Origin of the sequence: Rodentibacter caecimuris (genome assembly GCF_010587025.1) — a bacterium.
In the GTDB taxonomy this organism is placed as follows: Bacteria; Pseudomonadota; Gammaproteobacteria; order Enterobacterales; family Pasteurellaceae; genus Rodentibacter; species Rodentibacter caecimuris.
In genome coordinates this window covers 336,817-352,727 of record NZ_CP040863.1, presented here as the reverse complement: position 1 = coordinate 352,727, position 15,911 = coordinate 336,817, and the positions used below count along the sequence as shown (strand labels likewise).

Here is a 15,911-nt window from a genome sequence, read left to right as displayed (position 1 = left end):
AACCAACAAGCGGAGTGAAATTAACGTATGCCGCACCAGCTCCCGGCTTGCTTACACCGAGATCTGGGTATTGGCGAGTTGCAAAAAATCGAGATGCAACATCAATGCTTCTTTACGCAAAACCCAAAGTGTTGTGAAATCTTGTACGTCATTCATTGATAAATCTAATTTACGAGGTGAACCGCCTTCAGGAATAATTTGAACACAATCTAATAATTCATCAAGCAACGGAATCGCCTTCTCTGCATCCACATTTTGCAATGATGAAAGCAGCATTGTTGTTATGCCAAGCATACCCATTTTCACATCAGGCACTTCTACACCGGCATTCATTAATGCAATAAGGACCTTTGTCGCCCATTTATCCGCTTTTACTACCGGCATTTCGGTAATAATGAAACGCACGCCCGCATCACGGCCTTCCTCAATAGTGATTTCTTTTGTTTTTAATGCCATTTTGTTTTCCTCTTTTTTAATATGAATTTGGAGTAATAAAAAACCCCGACCATTGCGAGTGTCCAGGGTTTATTTATAAATTAAAAAATAATTCCATTTGCTTGATTTGCGCATATTCTTGCTCCAATGCGCTTTTTTCTTTCTTACAGGCGTTTAGTGCTTTTCCCTTTTCGCTCGCAGAAGTTTTGTATTCCTTGTTTTTAATATTCCAAGCTGAGAGTTTATTTTTCACTTCATCACGGCGGGCGACACCTTCCGTCCAATAATCCCATAAGGCAAGGAAACATTCTTCTTGGTAGTTTTCCAAACGCGCCTTTAAATCCGACCGCACTTTATTTGGGTTAAGACTGAACAGCCAACCATTGAGCTTTTTGATTGGGATACAGAGCATTTTACGGGTTTTGCCATCTGCACCAACCGTTGCGATATCGCAACAGTTGAATTTTTTACTATTTTGATTAAGTTTAACGGATTGGCTCGCCCAGTTCAGACCTATGCCTAACACAATTTCACGCATTGCCACATAAGGCACGCCGTTGTTATCAATTAAGGTAACTTCTTGTCCTAGAAATTCAGCTTTTAACGCTTGCATATTTTCTCCTGTGCTCTCCACAAAAAGAGCCTGTAAGAAGCAGTGAGTGGAGAATGAAACACCGCTTGTCGAGTGTACTTTTCTATCTTACAGGTAATAAAAAAGCCCAATCGTTAATGATTGAGCTTCTGTTTTTATGACTAAAGATTAAATATCTTCTGCCCCGTTATTCACGACTTTGAAAGAATAAGTCGCCGCTTCTAATAATTTTTTCGCATTAGTCCCACCAGGAATGGAAACCATAAAACCGGAAGAGTTATAGCGTTTTTTAATTGATGGAATTTCACACGAAAATTCCACAGCAACCGTTTCTTGTGTGTTGTTGATGTGATTGATAAGTTTGTCGAAATAAGATCGGCTCGGGCTGTTTGCCTGTAGCTGAATGTTTAAATCAACCTCATAAGGGGTAAATCCCCCCGATTGAATCCCATCAACCCCCATTACCGTTTCACCGATTGAACCTTGTCCATAATCAAAGGCATTATCAGCAGCATATTGTTCTAACTTCACCCAGTTATCGTTAAACCCTTTTGCTCGAATTTGTAAGATACTGTTGGCAGATGTCAATGTTTTCTCTGTATTTGTACGCATTGCTTTTTCCTAAAATGAAAAAGCGACCTAAGTCGCTTATTGAACGTTAATTGACGCAAGGTTGATTGATTGCACACTTCCGCCATCGGTGTACCATAACTTCATCGGCATTGATTGACGGATACCTCGAGTTTGTGCGGTTGCCTGCCCAATATATAAGCAATAGCCACGGCTTTCTATCGCACTTGCGGCATCAAAACCAGCTTCACGATTGATAATAGCTTTTTGTTGCTCACTCAATACTACACCTGTTTGAATAGAACCAAAATTCAACGCTTCGTTAATTGGGTCATTACAAGCCGCACGTTGTAAAGCTATCCCTTCTGCATTGTAAGGAAGTGATTTGACAGATGTTAGCAACGTAATCAATGCTAACTGTAATTGGCTATTAATACGGATTTGGTTGACGTAGGCATCGATCCACTTCCACTTACCAGCAATTTGCCCCGGTGAAAGGAATAAGAAGCGATCGTTCGCTGTCGCCCAAGCACCATAAAAATTATAGCCGTTTTTCTCAAGATTTTTTGCGACCGTAGCATCGGTGACATCCGCACTTAAACCGGATTGACCTTTAAATGCCAATGTAATGCGTCCTTGCCGTTCAGTAAAGTTAATCGATGCAATGGTTCCGCATACAAATGCTGCTTTATCTAAACCTCCGTAAATTGCACAACTGCCATCATAAGCACTTTCTTTCAGTTTAGCCCCAAAGCATTCTGTATTACCGGCTAATGTTGCTTCATTTTCAAATCCCCACCCAACAAATAAGAAACGACTGTTTTGATTATTTGACCATTCGGCAAAGCCTAATTTCTCTTCAAGAGTTGGATTAAAAATTGTGGTGAAGGTTGCCCAATTTAGTGTTGAATCAGTGACTGATTTCATCACCTCAGCCGGAGAGCTTGCGCCCGCCCCTTGTGAGAGCACCGCGCCGGCTTTTTTTGTTAAACCTATTTTTTCTGCGACTGTACCTTTAGCGTAATCAATTGATGAACTTTCCCCTGCGGCGTTTGATGATACTTTGAACGCCTGTAGTTGACCATCAAAGGAGACTGTTGCGCCATCAAGTAATTGAGAGAGTTTCTCCGCCGCATTGGAAAAACTAGTTACATCAGAAAAATCAATGTTTTCGATTTTCTTGGCAATCCCATCAATAGATATCTCAAAACTGCCTGTCACCACCTTTAATGCATCGAGTTTTAAAGATTTGACGGAAGAGCCAACTAAAAAGGCACTTTCTTCATCGGTATTATATGCACAGAAATAAAGCTGACTAGGCTTGATAGTTGAATTATCAAAACCGTTAAAATACACACTGGCCGCTTTATGTTCGTCCGAATTAATACCGAAATACTCTCCCACCGCATCGGCAGTTGCAAAAGATACCGCTTGCCCTGTCGGTAGGTTTTCGTTTTTACTGATAAATACCGCATTCATTGATAGCGGAGAACCACCCGCACTTAATACAGCAGGGGTAATGCTAACAATTTGTGAAGCGGGAATAGATTTAAACATAGTTACCTCACACTTTGTTTATTTGGATTAATGGATCTGTTATAAATTCCTGCTGATGAGTAATCACAGGGTTGTAATTGAAATATGCCGTTACCAACCACCGATTTTCATATTCCGAACGCTCATTGATAAACTGCATAAATTTAGGTTCATCACAATACAAAGGACTGCCACAAGTAAAATGTTCACACGCATAAAAATCACGCCATAGCAGACAAAATGTCTTCGCCATTTTGACCGCACTTTCACCATAGAAATCAAGCTGTATCATTATCTCGGCCGTATGTGAAACTTCTGTATTGCTTTCATTGATACTGTAATTATGAGCGTTGGTTGATAAGGCTTTTTCATGGAGAATATTCATCAAAATGAAATCCCCATTAGGTAACGGGACATTGTTGCTGTACCCCCGAATCACGTTGTCTTGCGGCAAATTAAAAAGAGCCAGAAGATAACTTCTAAGCTCTCTATAAATATCATCGTGAGAAGTGCTTAATTCTGTCGCCATACCACCACCTTGCACCAATTCGGGAATGATTCAGAAACTGATTTAATGAGCCATTCTGAGGCTTCATTCTCACCAAACGCCTTAAACACTAATTTATCTGCACCTTGCCCTGTAATACGGCGTAAAACGTGTATCTGCCCTGATACATAAACGTTTAATAATTGCCCTTGCTGTGCTAAGGAATCAAATAACGATAAATCCTGCGTGCTTAAACTTTGCGCCTGAATAGAAACTTCGTAACTTTCATAGTTTGAAACCCGCTTACCGGTATCATCAGTAACATATCCTTGGTTTACTTGAAGTGTTGCCGGTATATTTGGATTTACAGCGGTAATCGCGCTATTTGCGATATTTCTTAGGTTCATTTTGCTTCCTTATCAATAAGATCGCTTGTAATTGATGCTATTAACAAACCGGTATCAACCAAAGGCTTTATTGAGATAGATTTTGGTCTAGGCTTACGCCAACGCCCAGTCTTTGTTTGATAAGGTTTATGCGCTCTACGATTTCGTGCAATTTTTGTTGAGAGCGCAAGAGGTGGGCTATCTATCTCACTAATGGTCATTTTAATATCGCCAGCAGCAGTTTTCCCAACAAGTTTCAATACGCTTTTTGTATTTTTACCCTGTTTTAAAAGTGCTTTAGCGGAAGCCCCCACTCTTTCTGTTTTTCAGAAATTGTTGGGCGAAAAAATGGACGTGGCTTAATATTATTTGACTCCGAACCATATTCGTGAACGGCAGCAATATAAGCAACAGGTGTGTCGTCATCATAGTGTTGATTTTCAATCACACCTACACGTGCTACTTTTCCTTTACCTGCTTTAAAGCCCGCAATCCTTTTCTTCAACTCCTTAGCAAATTTGCTCATAAGAACACGCCTCCCACTTTACGTACCGCTTTACGCTCAGGCAATCCACCAATATAAAGACCGGCAGAACCTAAGCTGTTCAGCAGCGCCCATAACTGAACCCCATAAGGCGAAGACGATAGCCAGTATTCCCAGCCATTACGAGACGGTGGGGCGGAAAATGATACGCTTACACTCCCTTCTGTTGCAGATTGAACAGCGCCATTTGCTCCATTACCACTTGCCACAGAACTCGCTAAATGAACAAGATGAGCTGTCATTAATGATTTAGCATGCTCGAACACTGGCCCGTTTAATATCCAACTTTCTTTTAAATAATGGTCAGCCTGCTCTCCCCAAAGCTCTATCATTTCATCTGAAAATTTATATTCATCGCGAAACGCCAGAAACAATTCGCGGAAAACATCGACATCCATTATTCACCTTCGCTATTTGTGGTTACGGTTAGATCTTCAGGTTTGTTGCGTTTTGATTTGTAGCTTGAAGGCGTTAAAGGCGCACTGCCATCATTGCCTTTCATATCACCAGCCACTTTTTCGACATCGGCTTTTTTATCCTGAACAACGATATAGCCGTTTTCTTTGTGAAGTTGGAAAATTTGGTTTTTCTCTAAAAGCTCCAATTCCTCTTTAGTCACTTCAGTTGCCATACCTAATGGCGTAATGAAACGGTCATTCATAATCCCTGTTCCGCCTTTAATTAGTACGCCACGTTCAGGCACTTTAATATCTGCGCCGGTTTCTGCGTAAGAAACGTAACGGTTATCACAGGTTAAGGTTGAAAATACATAAGGCATTATTTCAGTCTCCAAAATAAAAAATCCGACCTCTTTTAGATCGGATTTATCAATAAAAAAGACCGCACTTTGACGGTCCGATTAAATACCTGTTGCGCGATATACTGCGTAAGGTCGTTTACACATCACACCTGCTGTTGCATTGGTGTAATCTTCCACAATGCCTTTTGCTTTTGGCTCGGCACCTAACGCCATGAATTTCACCGGAACGGCTTGAATCCATACGCGATTGTCATCAGTTGCGCCATCATCAATAGTTTCTGCGTACAAGTAGAACACATTTGCACCACCATTTGCACCATTTAAGTTTGGCGCAGTCACTACGCGACATTTCGGATAGGTTTTACTTAACCATTCACGAACGCTAATGCCGAAATCTGAAGTTACAGTTAAGAATGTTGAGCAGTTAGTCGGTAACACTAAACAAGTCGGAGTTTGCTCAGCATCTACAACGCCTTGTGATTGAATTTGCAATTGCGTGAATGCTTGACGTAAGTCTGCGGTGATTTCCAAGAATGTTTTCTTGTTCCAATTGGTTGCGTTTGCCGCACCTGATGCCACAGTGGTGTAAGCCGGTAGCGCAGGATCGTTCAAGAAACCGTAAGTACGCGCATTGCCATCGTTATAACCTAAGAAACCTACGTTGTTACGTTGGATTTCTAATGCTAACTCTGCAGCAGTACGTTTCTCCGCTGCAGCATCTAAGCGCATTGCACCGGCGCGAGCCTCCTCTAAACGACCAACTTTAATACCTTTTTCAAATCGAACTACTGTGCGACGTTCAAAGCCTGCATTAAAACTTGAAAGTGGAACGTTTGACGTATCACCATAAGGTACTGCATCACCCATGGTTTCTAATACGCCTTGAACAACTTCTTCATCATGCCATTCGCCCACCGTTGCAATACCGACTAATTCGTCGATTTTACGTGGTGCAAATGCCGCACGCACAAAGCCCGGCAACCACGCTTGCAAGAACTGAACCGGAGTCCCTGCGTTAGCAGTAAATACACCGCCATTCAGATCGTCCATTGCATAAGCCTGTGTTGCTTTACGTAAGTATTCACCCGTAAAACCCACACCAACTTTACGGAGTGCCTGATAGTTTTCTACATCTTCCGCATCCATCGCGATAAGCGGTTTATTTTCCGCAATACGTTTCGCAACATCACGACCACTGATATAACCATGCTCTTTTGATTTCATCTAATTTGCTCCCTAATTAATTGGATAAACGAATAATAGTTAAACCGCCAGCAGAATTTGTTACCGGATAGCGATAGATAATCGCGTTAGGCACAAGTTCTTTACCTTCTAAAGATGATTTATCAGAAACGGTTGAAAGCTCGCCAGTGTCTTTATCATAAACCACAAAATCACCGATTTTACATTGCGTTGTTACATGGACAACGACATCACCCATTGTGACAAAATCACCGTGCTGGTGATCTGCAATTGCGAGAGAGGATTCTAACGGGCCTTTTTCAGTGCCATAAGAAACGGCTTCTTTAGGATTAGCCAAAATACCGGCAAACACACGACCGGTTTCAATTTGCCCTCCCACTTGTGCAACATTTGTTGCGCTATCTTTAGTGAAAGCGTAACCATAAACGTTTTTCTTGCCGTTGGAATTAATAATTAAGTTTTCTGCACGAGTTGGAGATTCAAGATGAATATCACCCGGAACGCCAAAGCCTTGTTCAAAACCTACTGATTTTTGAAATGCCATAATTTAACCACCTTATCGTGTTAATTGTTTGTCTAAGAATGATGAATCAGCCTGATCCATTGCAGCAACAGTTTTTTGTTTATTTACCGGAGTGCGATTGGACATATACCCTTGAATCATCGCCATTTCTTGACCTTTTGGGGCCTTTAAGCCGAGCTTGTGGCAACCATAAACCGCAACATCTGTTTCATCCATTGCGGAACAGTCAAATGCGCCGGTAAAGAGAGAAACTTGTTTATAAAGTCTATCGCGATTTGCGATTTTCACCATTGCTAACTTCGTAATTTCTGCTGCATCCATCGCCTCTCCTTTTTGAGCGTCTGAATCATCATCACTACCACTTGCCCCATCATCTGAATCATCATTATCTGAACCATTAGGATCACTAGTCTTGCCTTCTAACGCATCGACACGATTGGCTAGTTTTTCAACAACTGTGATAAGCTTGTCGATCGGCGATGGCTCACTATTTTGCTCATCATCTTGATTGTTATCATCAGGTAAATCATCATCTTGATTGTTGTCTTGGCTATCAGGTTCGCCGGTGCCTTGATTGTCATCGCCGTCTGTTTGTTTTACTTCTTTGATTTTTTCACCTAACACGGCGATTTGCTCAGGTGTTAAATCACGAAGTTGTTCCATGAGTTCTTCTAAAGTCATTTGTTTTTTCTCCATAAAGGAATCACAAGTAAAATTAAATTGTCCAAGGTTCGTATCATCGTGATCTAATACTCGAACATCACCACCCATTCGCCCATTCTCAACAAGGGCTAGGTGGTTTCCCCGCAAATCTAGCTGTATGTAGTCATAAGGCTGACCGTTCCATACACCGGGATTATGCTCATAACGGCAACGATAACCGAGAGAAAGCTCTTTCTTGCCATTCTCAATCTTTCGCGCCAATGCCTCGGAAAATGCTTTAATATTTCCGTAAAGCACGCCATCTTTAAAGTAAACATCTTCGCCAATCACGCCACTTACGCCTTTACGCTCCGCTGGCGTCATACCAAGATCTTCACTTCCAAGCATAGTGTGATCATCAACCCATGGTACGAGTTTGAAACTATCTAAAGCTTCCAAACTGCTTAATTCTTCCGCTGGGCGATATACACCATACATTTTGTCTAAATCTGGTGGTTGAGTTCCATCGGGCAAGCGAATACTCGCCCCTCGATAAAAGAAAACCCCCTCTTTGCTGAGGGGGTTGTTTTTCACTTCAAACCAGCCGTTTTTATCAAACTCTTTTTTATCCTGTGCAATTGTCATTGTTTTATCCTTTGAAATAAGGTATTTATTCTTTCAGATATAGAGGAACCATCGGCTACGTATTTTTTTCAATCCTACCAGCATTTCCTTACTGGTAGGTAAGTACCATTTTCTCTTGACTTGATCCTATCTTGCGCCCAATTCTTTCGCTAGTCTTTTTATTATTTAAGGGAATTTTTACAACTTGATTATTAGTACCCACCTGTTCTTCATTCACTATTTTCACAGGCACAACACCACTTGACACTCGAGGTATTTGTTTTTTCTTTTTAGTTTTAACTTGTTCGCTGCTTATCTCATTATTTTGTAATGGGTTAACATTATTTTTAGACTCCAGTTCTGCAATACGCTTATTAATATCATCTTTGATATCAGTATAGCGTTTTTTAGCACTTTCCTGATTAAATGTATATTTGGGAGAATTGGAAATTTTATTCATTGCCTCAGATAAACCTCGTAATTCATTTAATCCTTTACTACTAATTGCATTTTCTGCATTTTTCCGAGCGGCTTTAATTTCTTTTTCAATATGCTTATTGGTTTCTAAGGAGGATTTATTTGGTGTTTTTGGCCCTTTAAAATCTTTTCTTACTTCATTGATTTTTACGCCTTTAAATTCCCCCCCCCATACCGGCAACAACACGACCTTCGTCATCAATTTTGACAGGAGAACCTTTTCCTTTTGCACCATTTGGTTTTACAGTAATCCATCTGTCATCCATAGCAAAGACAGAGGACCATAGATTACCTATTCGTTTAATTTGTGATTTATTCATTTTCATCATTTTTCTTGTCCTCAAATTCAAAAATCGGTTTCATCAAACAGCGGCAATTAGGTAGCGTACCTGGCAAACCGTGTACACGCTCGCCATACATCACGCCAATGAACGGCGGATTATCAAAATCAAACACCTTACCGTGCATATCAACATGCAACTGGCGCGGTTCATTGCCACCACCAGAATGAATCCATTGGAATCTTTTTACGCCCAATGATTTGAGCTTAGATGATTGAATTCTTGCGTAAACTTTGCGAGTTTGATCAAGTGCAGTCAATTCTGCTCGTCTTTTATTGCCTTGATAGTATTTCTCAAGAGATTTTTTTAAATCAGAAATCCCCTTTCCGGTTGTTACCGAATTGAATACAAGCTTTTGAATATCGGAAAGATAACTCTGCGGAATGAGCTTGATTAGATTCACCGATTCAAGCGTTGCAACTTGAATGATGTCTTTCATTTCATCATTCATAAAATCCGTCTTCACTGCTAAATCTTTGCCCATATCTTTTAGGCTCATTTTTAGTGTAGAAGACGAGTTTTTTAACATTCGCCCAATCATTCGCTCGCTAACTTTCTTGGCCAATAACGAGAAAACAGGATTGTATTTTTTAAGCAGTCGGTTGAATAAAATACGCAGTTGAGAAATTAAATTCCCCCTCTCCGGCAAATCACTATCTTGTGCATATACCATATAGCATTTTGAAACTTCTTGATTGATTTCCTTATGCAGTAATCGAACTGCTGCATTAATGCTTTTAGCATATTCCTCGCCAATTGAGGCACTTACAAGTAGTGGTTTGCCTTCGATTTTATTCATTGCCTTGCTCTAACTGATTAATCGCATTTATAGTTTCATCTGTGACGCCAAGTTGCTTAAGTAACTCCGAATCATCGTCTTTTTCGCCCATATCATGGAATCCAGAATCAGGATCGGATGCCAAGCGATAACGAATATCTTCACCATCAATCGCCCCGGACATTGCAAGTGCCGAATAAGTATCTGCTTTGAGTTTATTACGCTCTGCAATTTCTTGAGCTGTAGGACTATCTACTGGTCGCCAATTTACAGAGGTTTCAATAAATGGCACGCCGGTAGATTTCATCACTAGCTGATGGTGACGTTCTACAAATTCGGTTAAATCATGCTCCTGAATGCTTTCAAGTTCTTCATGATAACTTTTTGCCTCACCTTCACCTGTTGAATTAAAGCCTTTTGGGGTCGTTCCTAATAACTTTGTAGCAGGTACATTCGCAGAAGCCGCTACAAGTTGGTAATTAGTCATAATGACATCATCTAAATCACCAAGGGCAGTATCAAACTGCTGTAACTGATCGCCTTCCTTGTCGCCGATTTTTACGCCGTAATTATCTCGGTAGTTAATCCATTGTTTGAGCTTTTGAGCGTTATTCTCGGCATCGGTCATAAACATCGCCATATTTGTCAGCCAAACAGTTGTACGCTTTGATGTAACCAGTCCAAGTGATTCACTTGCGGTTCTTTCAGCACCATAAACACGCTCCATGATAAGCTGAGGAACAGGTAGCCCACCGTATAAATACATTGGCTTAATTAAATCAGGAACTTCACTGTTGCGAAAAATCATCAAGTGAGAGCGGTGATATTTTTTACCGTTGATTTGCCAGTATGTAGGCTCATAGAAGTGTCGACTTGCCGGATTATTTAATTCTTCGCCAACCATCAAAGGTACACACCAATAAGGATCAATTTGAATAATCCCTTTGTAGCTATCTTTAGTTACACCGTCTAGATTAAACGGCTTTTCGTAAAACTCTGGATCGTTGCTATTGATATCAAAAAGGGCGAGCCTTATACCAAATACTCGCCCCATTCTGACAAATTGTTCACAATTCCAACGCAACCTAAATTTTTTATCATATTTCTGCAATGCCTTAATTGTCTCATCCGGTATATCGCTACCATCTGTTGCAATAATATCATAGCCATTACGAGTAGCATCACGCGCAGGAACTGAACAGGCTTTATTGATAAGCCAGTTTTGCGACAATAGTGCACACATATGATATCCAATAAATGACTGCGAAGCATACCAGTTGGCAATTTGAACACTGATACTTTCCGGTGCAGAGAATTGCATTTTAAGTGACGACAAGTCGCCGTCATCTTTAGAGATGTCACCAACATTAGCACCTAATTTGTTATTTTTTGAAACAGCGTTACGAATGGCACTTAGAAAAAAATTGCTCTCTAAATTCTCAGTAAAGCCGCTATTCGTCCAGTATGAACTTTTTGGTTCTTCTACAACAACTTTTTCAGGTTCTTTTTTCTTTCCAAATCCAAACATATTACTTATCCAAACCAAGAACGTTTGTGCTTCATCAAAGGCTCCAAGGCGTAACGTATCGCGTCTATATAATGGTTGTGTTCATCAATAACTATAGCGAGAATGTCACCACTCAGTCGATCCACCTTATAACTATAGAGTCTAAACTCATTTAGTGTATTTCTACATCTAGGATGAATATAAACTCTTTTGTAAGATTTTATATGTGCTATACCGTCTTCAACACTACCTTTTCCTTTTTTAGCTCCCTCCATGCGTGGTAAGCCATGGCGTTTCAAATAGCTTATTGATTCTGGCCGGGCAGAATCAGAGCGCACAGTATGAGATTCTATATCCGGCAATCTTTCTATTAAGTATGGAGCAGTATCATCAAGCTCTAAACCGACCTTTCCACCCTCATACTCAATGTATAAGTCATCATTAAAAACCCACAATTTAACAGCAGCAGTAGGGTCTTTTGCAAAACCAAAGTCCAAGCCAAAATAAGGTCCGTTGAAATCTGGATTAGGCTCAAACTCCAACTCTTCATATTTTCCGTAAAATACTTGAGACTCTGATTGTTCAAGATAATCGCCCTCCCAGATCCAGCGGTAAGTAGCATCATCTAAACGAATTTTGTCTCGCAATCTCTCTTGTTCAAGCACATCAGGAAACCATGGATTATCGGAATAATTCATTTCAACGATAATCATACTATCATCTTGATTTTGTCGATAACGCTTGTCTGTAGCAGAACCTTTGTTTTCAGGATTCCAGGTAACCCATACTTCAGAACCATCTTCACGAACAGTAGGATTTAATTTTTGCCACGCAACCTCACTAACATTCTCTGCTTCATCTATCCACGCAAGTAATATTCTTGCTTTAGATTTAATGCTATCTAGATTATGGCGTAATCCGGCAAACACATAAGATATATTGCCATCTTTCGTTCTAATATACTTTTCGCCTATATCAAAAAATGACTCAAGCCATGCTTCAGATTTAATCGCCTGTTTAACTTCTTCTAATGATGACTCTTCCAATGAATTCATGTACTCGCGACCACAAAGAATTACACCACTAATACCTGCCTTAGCCCACTGATAAGCCCTAATTGCTGTCATTTTAGCAAAGGTTCTTGTTTTACCAGAACCACGTCCACCGTGCGCACCACGAGTACGCTTATTAGGTGTGGTAAAAACAGGAATTAACTTAGGAGGTATCTCAATCGTTGCTTTCGTCATCTTTATTAAACTGAGGAGCGACTAATTCAATAACTGTCGGCTGGTTAATTGATTCGCCATTTGTCGTCACATCAACCTTATCCTTGAACATACCAATGTGTTTACCAAGCAATTCAAGGGCTTTGTTTACGGCATGTGGTTCAAAACAAGATTTCACCACATCTGTCCCAATTGCTTCACCATTTTCTGATTTTGTAACCACGGTCTCTGTCACCGATTGTTTTCCCGTAGACATCGCAATTACTTCAAGCAAACCACGTAAAACATCATCTTGTGAAACTTGAACCCGCTCCGAACGTTTTTTTTGGGCTTCTTTAATGGCATTTTGAACTGTAGTTTTCTGTAGTAGTTGATAACCCAATTCAGATGCCCTATTTTTACTGTATCCTGCTCTAATTGCTGCTTGAGTGGCATTTAGATCAATCAGATACTCATCAACAAATTTTCTTTGCTTTTCATTTAAACCACGCCCTTTAGACGTGGATTTCACCTCGTCTTTTTTTACAGGCATAGGTTTAATCCTTATATGTTATTTTTGTGCATGCTCTACCTGCCATTCCCGAATCTTATCAATTCGATTTAAGCAAATATCACGCTCACGTTTTAGTATGACGGCATACTGTGTCACATCACCATAAGTGCTGCCATTGAATGAAGATTTATCTAAGTGAGAGATAAACGCAGTAGGCAATACAGGACAAGCCGTTGTTACCGGTTCATTCTTGACGCAAGAAGTCGATAACAGCGCGAGGAGCGTGGCTATGATAAGCGTCAGTACTTTTCTCTTGCTGAGAGATAGATTTAATAACTTCATCTGATTTACTCCTTGCCTCTGATTCTGCTTTGCTTAGTTCAAGTGTAAGACGTTCATTTTCTTTGGCTTGTAATTTAAGCTCAGAAATAACCGCACTTTGCTTTGCGATAGTTTGGGCTTGAGCCTGATTGTCGGCTCTTAAGTTAGAGATAGTGCTGTGCTGAACCCATAACCAAAAGCACAAACCCAAAATAAGAAAAAGTGCGGTCAGTTTTATCGCACTTTCAAATCTCGTAAACATAATGCCCTTTCCTTTTCTCGTCGTATCTCAAGCCCACGTAATTTCTTACCGCCGGCATAAACCCACTTCGGTAATTCATTACACGCCCCGATATAATCACCTGCGTTAGCCTTGCGGAACATCGTTGATTTACGCATTGCACCACAACCCACGTTAAATACGATGGAAGTCATGGCATCAAATGTGCCTTGTGGTAGATTTCTACCATTGCCATATAGATTCACGCAACCTTCTGCTATGCGTAAGTCATTCGCCCAGCGGTCAGCAATCTCTTTATCCGTGTAACGTTTATTGGGATTGATAGATCCACCGCTTACTTCTGTCGAACCAATACCCACCGTTAATACATCAGACGGGCATTGATAAGGGTCACGTCGGCAACCTTCCGCATGACCGATAATTTCCACTCCGGCTTGACTTGTGCGTAAATCAGGGTGATTCGTCTGTACAATACCAATAATGGCGGCGATACTACATACCAACACACCGCCAACCTTGCCGACAACTTTTAATCTACTCATCTCTTAATCCCCGCTTAAGTTGCTGCACTTTAAGTGCATGGATTTCCTCTTCCCGTTCCTCTGCTCGTCGTCTTGCTCTGCCTTCAGAACATTTCGAATAAAGATTGACTAATGCCGTTAAAATACCGATAGCAAGACTGAGTAACATTAAATTTTGCTGGTCGCTTAACCAAGCAAGTAAACCGGAAAAGCTAGACCAGAAATAACTTTGATTTCCCGGGTCTTTAAACATATTTCTCATACTCCGCCCCCTTTCTTTGAGGCAATAAAAAAGCTCGCCTATTAAAGCGAGCCATAGTTCTGTTAAGATAAAGTTTCCACACAATAAAATAACAGAGGTTTAAAATGAAATTATTTTCTAAAATCTATATCGTGATACTTCTTCATGCAGCATTCATATCCACAATTATTTTTTTCTTGGAACCTTACGGAATCATTCCTCATATCATACAGGGACCAATTTGTGTTGTTTTTTGGTTTTTCATACATAGTAAGATTAAACTAGAGGATAATTCTACCCACTATCTCGTAGCTCTTTTATATAGCAGCATGGCAATTACTATAGCAAGCTTAAGTTTTGATGAAATCAACAGTATTATGAAAGTTTCTACATTTGAAGATTATTTTTGGAACAAAATCGTGTTAAATCTTTTAGGTTGGGCTAATTTACCGTTAGCTATAACTGAGTTAATAAAAATAGCAAAATCAGAAACAAACACGAAAAAAGATAGCTAACAAAAAACTACGCTCATTGCGTGGCCTGTATAAATTCATAGGACGTGTTTTTCAATAAAAATATTGGATCTTTTGTATAAAGATCATTGATAAATAAAAGATCCTTGAATATAATCCCTATATCTTGTGTGAAATTTTTTTATTAAGCACTAGATATAATAGGAAACCCCTGATAGTTTATGCTATCAGAGGTTGTAAAAGACAGAAACGAAAACAAGTGAGTTTTGCAGAACACCACTTGTTTATGCTCTTGAAAGGGCTTCGAAACCGAAGCGCATTATGGAGGTTTTGATTCTCCTTTGCAAGAGCTTTTCAAGTTCTTGTAGGTTAATAATATGGCTAATAAAATAAAACCTGGTGAAAATACAGGTAAAAATGGTGGTATTTATCAACAAATAGGACCAAGGGGAGGACGAACAGATAACTTTACAACGATTAAAGATAATCAAAAAGCCCCTCCAACAACGCAACCAGGTCACTCTTGGGAACAAATCCATCGTACACCTGATAGCAAGAAGAGTTAAAATATTTAAAGCTGGTAAAAAATTACCGGCTTTTTACACGACATTTAGCAAATTGCATTATACAATCTAGCAAATAACAAAAAGTTTCATTAGCTTTTCCAGCCTCAACCTCAATACCAACTAAATAACAAATATCAAAAACAATATGAGCAGCCTCGTGAGCAAGTGTTGAAAATTCTCCATCAAACCATCCTAGTAAATGGATATCTTGATTGGCTGATAAAGATTTAAATGTATTAGCAGCCCCTCTCCTGTCTAATTTATCTGCCTTAACATTAAAAAATGAATGAGCTTGTTGCCATTCCTCTCGGCTTAAACATAAGTAAACACGGCTACTTTCAAACAAAGGAACATTCAAATAAGGTAATTGAGATAAATTCATTTTTTCCAAACAAAAAGCCCCAAGCATTTCTGCCAAGGGCTA

Annotated in this window: 26 protein-coding genes; 2 read left to right on the top strand and 24 right to left on the bottom strand. The window is 39.9% G+C overall.

Annotated features, from left to right (window positions below; genetic code table 11):
• Positions 1-51 precede the first annotated feature (51 nt).
• From FEE42_RS01825 to FEE42_RS01725, 23 genes are all read right to left on the bottom strand, one after another.
• Complete coding sequence (locus FEE42_RS01825) at positions 52-456, bottom strand: hypothetical protein (RefSeq protein ID WP_164027579.1); 405 nt, start codon at positions 454-456, stop codon at positions 52-54.
• A gap of 73 nt (positions 457-529) precedes the next feature.
• Positions 530-1,048 carry a phage antirepressor N-terminal domain-containing protein gene (locus FEE42_RS01820; RefSeq protein ID WP_164027578.1) on the bottom strand — a complete coding sequence of 173 codons (519 nt, stop codon included), beginning with the start codon at positions 1,046-1,048 and terminating at the stop codon, positions 530-532.
• Between the two features lie 147 nt (positions 1,049-1,195).
• Positions 1,196-1,639 (bottom strand): phage tail fiber protein, encoded by a 444-nt coding sequence (locus FEE42_RS01815; protein ID WP_164027577.1) that lies wholly within the window; start codon positions 1,637-1,639, stop codon positions 1,196-1,198.
• A gap of 36 nt (positions 1,640-1,675) precedes the next feature.
• On the bottom strand, positions 1,676-3,154 hold the full coding sequence (locus FEE42_RS01810) for a DUF3383 domain-containing protein (protein ID WP_164027576.1): 1,479 nt from the start codon (positions 3,152-3,154) through the stop codon (positions 1,676-1,678).
• A 7-nt stretch (positions 3,155-3,161) separates the two neighbouring features.
• A complete protein-coding gene (locus FEE42_RS01805) occupies positions 3,162-3,662 on the bottom strand; it encodes a phage neck terminator protein (RefSeq protein WP_164027575.1) in 501 nt (166 codons plus the stop codon).
• The gene (locus FEE42_RS01800; RefSeq protein ID WP_164027574.1) at positions 3,647-4,027 is read right to left on the bottom strand and encodes a hypothetical protein; all 381 of its coding nucleotides are present in this window, start codon (positions 4,025-4,027) and stop codon (positions 3,647-3,649) included. The genes FEE42_RS01805 and FEE42_RS01800 overlap by 16 nt, the downstream gene beginning before the upstream one ends.
• Positions 4,024-4,320, bottom strand: a complete 297-nt coding sequence (locus FEE42_RS12760; protein WP_237184456.1) for a hypothetical protein — start codon at positions 4,318-4,320, stop codon at positions 4,024-4,026. The genes FEE42_RS01800 and FEE42_RS12760 overlap by 4 nt, the downstream gene beginning before the upstream one ends.
• A complete protein-coding gene (locus FEE42_RS12755) occupies positions 4,293-4,532 on the bottom strand; it encodes a hypothetical protein (protein WP_237184455.1) in 240 nt (79 codons plus the stop codon). The genes FEE42_RS12760 and FEE42_RS12755 overlap by 28 nt, the downstream gene beginning before the upstream one ends.
• Positions 4,529-4,948 (bottom strand): DUF4054 domain-containing protein, encoded by a 420-nt coding sequence (locus tag FEE42_RS01790; protein ID WP_164027573.1) that lies wholly within the window; start codon positions 4,946-4,948, stop codon positions 4,529-4,531. The genes FEE42_RS12755 and FEE42_RS01790 overlap by 4 nt, the downstream gene beginning before the upstream one ends.
• Entirely contained in the window at positions 4,948-5,328 is a 381-nt protein-coding gene (locus FEE42_RS01785; RefSeq protein WP_164027572.1) for a hypothetical protein, read from the bottom strand. Before FEE42_RS01785 ends, FEE42_RS01790 begins: the two co-directional genes overlap by 1 nt.
• Before the next feature lie 81 nt (positions 5,329-5,409).
• Positions 5,410-6,534 (bottom strand): major capsid family protein, encoded by a 1,125-nt coding sequence (locus FEE42_RS01780; protein ID WP_164027571.1) that lies wholly within the window; start codon positions 6,532-6,534, stop codon positions 5,410-5,412.
• Between the two features lie 16 nt (positions 6,535-6,550).
• Positions 6,551-7,057, bottom strand: coding sequence for a structural cement protein Gp24 (locus tag FEE42_RS01775; protein WP_164027570.1), 507 nt, complete (start codon positions 7,055-7,057; stop codon positions 6,551-6,553).
• A 12-nt stretch (positions 7,058-7,069) separates the two neighbouring features.
• A complete protein-coding gene (locus FEE42_RS01770; protein ID WP_164027569.1) occupies positions 7,070-8,323 on the bottom strand; it encodes a DUF2213 domain-containing protein in 1,254 nt (417 codons plus the stop codon).
• Positions 8,324-8,411: 88 nt separating this feature from the next.
• Positions 8,412-8,963 carry a hypothetical protein gene (locus FEE42_RS01765; RefSeq protein ID WP_237184453.1) on the bottom strand — a complete coding sequence of 184 codons (552 nt, stop codon included), beginning with the start codon at positions 8,961-8,963 and terminating at the stop codon, positions 8,412-8,414.
• Complete coding sequence (locus tag FEE42_RS12750) at positions 8,935-9,108, bottom strand: hypothetical protein (RefSeq protein ID WP_237184452.1); 174 nt, start codon at positions 9,106-9,108, stop codon at positions 8,935-8,937. Before FEE42_RS12750 ends, FEE42_RS01765 begins: the two co-directional genes overlap by 29 nt.
• Positions 9,092-9,919 carry a phage head morphogenesis protein gene (locus tag FEE42_RS01760; RefSeq protein ID WP_164027568.1) on the bottom strand — a complete coding sequence of 276 codons (828 nt, stop codon included), beginning with the start codon at positions 9,917-9,919 and terminating at the stop codon, positions 9,092-9,094. The genes FEE42_RS12750 and FEE42_RS01760 overlap by 17 nt, the downstream gene beginning before the upstream one ends.
• On the bottom strand, positions 9,912-11,426 hold the full coding sequence (locus FEE42_RS01755; protein WP_164027567.1) for a phage portal protein: 1,515 nt from the start codon (positions 11,424-11,426) through the stop codon (positions 9,912-9,914). Before FEE42_RS01755 ends, FEE42_RS01760 begins: the two co-directional genes overlap by 8 nt.
• 5 nt (positions 11,427-11,431) lie before the next feature.
• Positions 11,432-12,652, bottom strand: a complete 1,221-nt coding sequence (locus tag FEE42_RS01750) for a PBSX family phage terminase large subunit (protein ID WP_164027566.1) — start codon at positions 12,650-12,652, stop codon at positions 11,432-11,434.
• Positions 12,633-13,163, bottom strand: coding sequence for a terminase small subunit (locus FEE42_RS01745; RefSeq protein WP_164027565.1), 531 nt, complete (start codon positions 13,161-13,163; stop codon positions 12,633-12,635). The genes FEE42_RS01750 and FEE42_RS01745 overlap by 20 nt, the downstream gene beginning before the upstream one ends.
• A gap of 18 nt (positions 13,164-13,181) precedes the next feature.
• A complete protein-coding gene (lysC, locus tag FEE42_RS12745; RefSeq protein WP_164027564.1) occupies positions 13,182-13,343 on the bottom strand; it encodes an Rz1-like lysis system protein LysC in 162 nt (53 codons plus the stop codon).
• A 25-nt stretch (positions 13,344-13,368) separates the two neighbouring features.
• Positions 13,369-13,707, bottom strand: a complete 339-nt coding sequence (locus FEE42_RS01735; protein ID WP_164027563.1) for a DUF2570 family protein — start codon at positions 13,705-13,707, stop codon at positions 13,369-13,371.
• Positions 13,680-14,228, bottom strand: coding sequence for a lysozyme (locus FEE42_RS01730; RefSeq protein ID WP_164027562.1), 549 nt, complete (start codon positions 14,226-14,228; stop codon positions 13,680-13,682). The genes FEE42_RS01735 and FEE42_RS01730 overlap by 28 nt, the downstream gene beginning before the upstream one ends.
• A complete protein-coding gene (locus FEE42_RS01725) occupies positions 14,221-14,460 on the bottom strand; it encodes a hypothetical protein (RefSeq protein ID WP_206023163.1) in 240 nt (79 codons plus the stop codon). Before FEE42_RS01725 ends, FEE42_RS01730 begins: the two co-directional genes overlap by 8 nt.
• A gap of 113 nt (positions 14,461-14,573) precedes the next feature.
• Between FEE42_RS01725 and FEE42_RS01720 the strand changes: the two genes are divergently transcribed.
• Complete coding sequence (locus FEE42_RS01720) at positions 14,574-14,963, top strand: hypothetical protein (RefSeq protein ID WP_164027560.1); 390 nt, start codon at positions 14,574-14,576, stop codon at positions 14,961-14,963.
• 335 nt (positions 14,964-15,298) lie between these two features.
• Positions 15,299-15,487, top strand: coding sequence for a hypothetical protein (locus tag FEE42_RS01715; protein WP_164027559.1), 189 nt, complete (start codon positions 15,299-15,301; stop codon positions 15,485-15,487).
• A gap of 22 nt (positions 15,488-15,509) precedes the next feature.
• Here the strand turns inward: FEE42_RS01715 and FEE42_RS01710 are convergent, their stop codons facing one another.
• Complete coding sequence (locus FEE42_RS01710) at positions 15,510-15,869, bottom strand: hypothetical protein (protein ID WP_164027558.1); 360 nt, start codon at positions 15,867-15,869, stop codon at positions 15,510-15,512.
• Positions 15,870-15,911 lie beyond the last annotated feature (42 nt).

Excerpts from the sequence above, each read along its gene's own strand:
- FEE42_RS01825 (WP_164027579.1), bottom strand. The coding sequence starts at position 456 with ATGGCATTAAAAACAAAAGAAATCACTATTGAGGAAGGCCGTGATGCG.
- FEE42_RS01820 (WP_164027578.1), bottom strand. The coding sequence starts at position 1,048 with ATGCAAGCGTTAAAAGCTGAATTTCTAGGACAAGAAGTTACCTTAATT.
- FEE42_RS01815 (WP_164027577.1), bottom strand. The coding sequence starts at position 1,639 with ATGCGTACAAATACAGAGAAAACATTGACATCTGCCAACAGTATCTTA.
- FEE42_RS01810 (WP_164027576.1), bottom strand. The coding sequence starts at position 3,154 with ATGTTTAAATCTATTCCCGCTTCACAAATTGTTAGCATTACCCCTGCT.
- FEE42_RS01805 (WP_164027575.1), bottom strand. The coding sequence starts at position 3,662 with ATGGCGACAGAATTAAGCACTTCTCACGATGATATTTATAGAGAGCTT.
- FEE42_RS01800 (WP_164027574.1), bottom strand. The coding sequence starts at position 4,027 with ATGAACCTAAGAAATATCGCAAATAGCGCGATTACCGCTGTAAATCCA.
- FEE42_RS12755 (WP_237184455.1), bottom strand. The coding sequence starts at position 4,532 with ATGAGCAAATTTGCTAAGGAGTTGAAGAAAAGGATTGCGGGCTTTAAA.
- FEE42_RS01790 (WP_164027573.1), bottom strand. The coding sequence starts at position 4,948 with ATGGATGTCGATGTTTTCCGCGAATTGTTTCTGGCGTTTCGCGATGAA.
- FEE42_RS01785 (WP_164027572.1), bottom strand. The coding sequence starts at position 5,328 with ATGCCTTATGTATTTTCAACCTTAACCTGTGATAACCGTTACGTTTCT.
- FEE42_RS01780 (WP_164027571.1), bottom strand. The coding sequence starts at position 6,534 with ATGAAATCAAAAGAGCATGGTTATATCAGTGGTCGTGATGTTGCGAAA.
- FEE42_RS01775 (WP_164027570.1), bottom strand. The coding sequence starts at position 7,057 with ATGGCATTTCAAAAATCAGTAGGTTTTGAACAAGGCTTTGGCGTTCCG.
- FEE42_RS01770 (WP_164027569.1), bottom strand. The coding sequence starts at position 8,323 with ATGACAATTGCACAGGATAAAAAAGAGTTTGATAAAAACGGCTGGTTT.
- FEE42_RS12750 (WP_237184452.1), bottom strand. The coding sequence starts at position 9,108 with ATGATGAAAATGAATAAATCACAAATTAAACGAATAGGTAATCTATGG.
- FEE42_RS01760 (WP_164027568.1), bottom strand. The coding sequence starts at position 9,919 with ATGAATAAAATCGAAGGCAAACCACTACTTGTAAGTGCCTCAATTGGC.
- FEE42_RS01755 (WP_164027567.1), bottom strand. The coding sequence starts at position 11,426 with ATGTTTGGATTTGGAAAGAAAAAAGAACCTGAAAAAGTTGTTGTAGAA.
- FEE42_RS01750 (WP_164027566.1), bottom strand. The coding sequence starts at position 12,652 with ATGACGAAAGCAACGATTGAGATACCTCCTAAGTTAATTCCTGTTTTT.
- FEE42_RS01745 (WP_164027565.1), bottom strand. The coding sequence starts at position 13,163 with ATGCCTGTAAAAAAAGACGAGGTGAAATCCACGTCTAAAGGGCGTGGT.
- FEE42_RS01735 (WP_164027563.1), bottom strand. The coding sequence starts at position 13,707 with ATGTTTACGAGATTTGAAAGTGCGATAAAACTGACCGCACTTTTTCTT.
- FEE42_RS01730 (WP_164027562.1), bottom strand. The coding sequence starts at position 14,228 with ATGAGTAGATTAAAAGTTGTCGGCAAGGTTGGCGGTGTGTTGGTATGT.
- FEE42_RS01725 (WP_206023163.1), bottom strand. The coding sequence starts at position 14,460 with ATGTTTAAAGACCCGGGAAATCAAAGTTATTTCTGGTCTAGCTTTTCC.
- FEE42_RS01720 (WP_164027560.1), top strand. The coding sequence starts at position 14,574 with ATGAAATTATTTTCTAAAATCTATATCGTGATACTTCTTCATGCAGCA.
- FEE42_RS01715 (WP_164027559.1), top strand. The coding sequence starts at position 15,299 with ATGGCTAATAAAATAAAACCTGGTGAAAATACAGGTAAAAATGGTGGT.
- FEE42_RS01710 (WP_164027558.1), bottom strand. The coding sequence starts at position 15,869 with ATGAATTTATCTCAATTACCTTATTTGAATGTTCCTTTGTTTGAAAGT.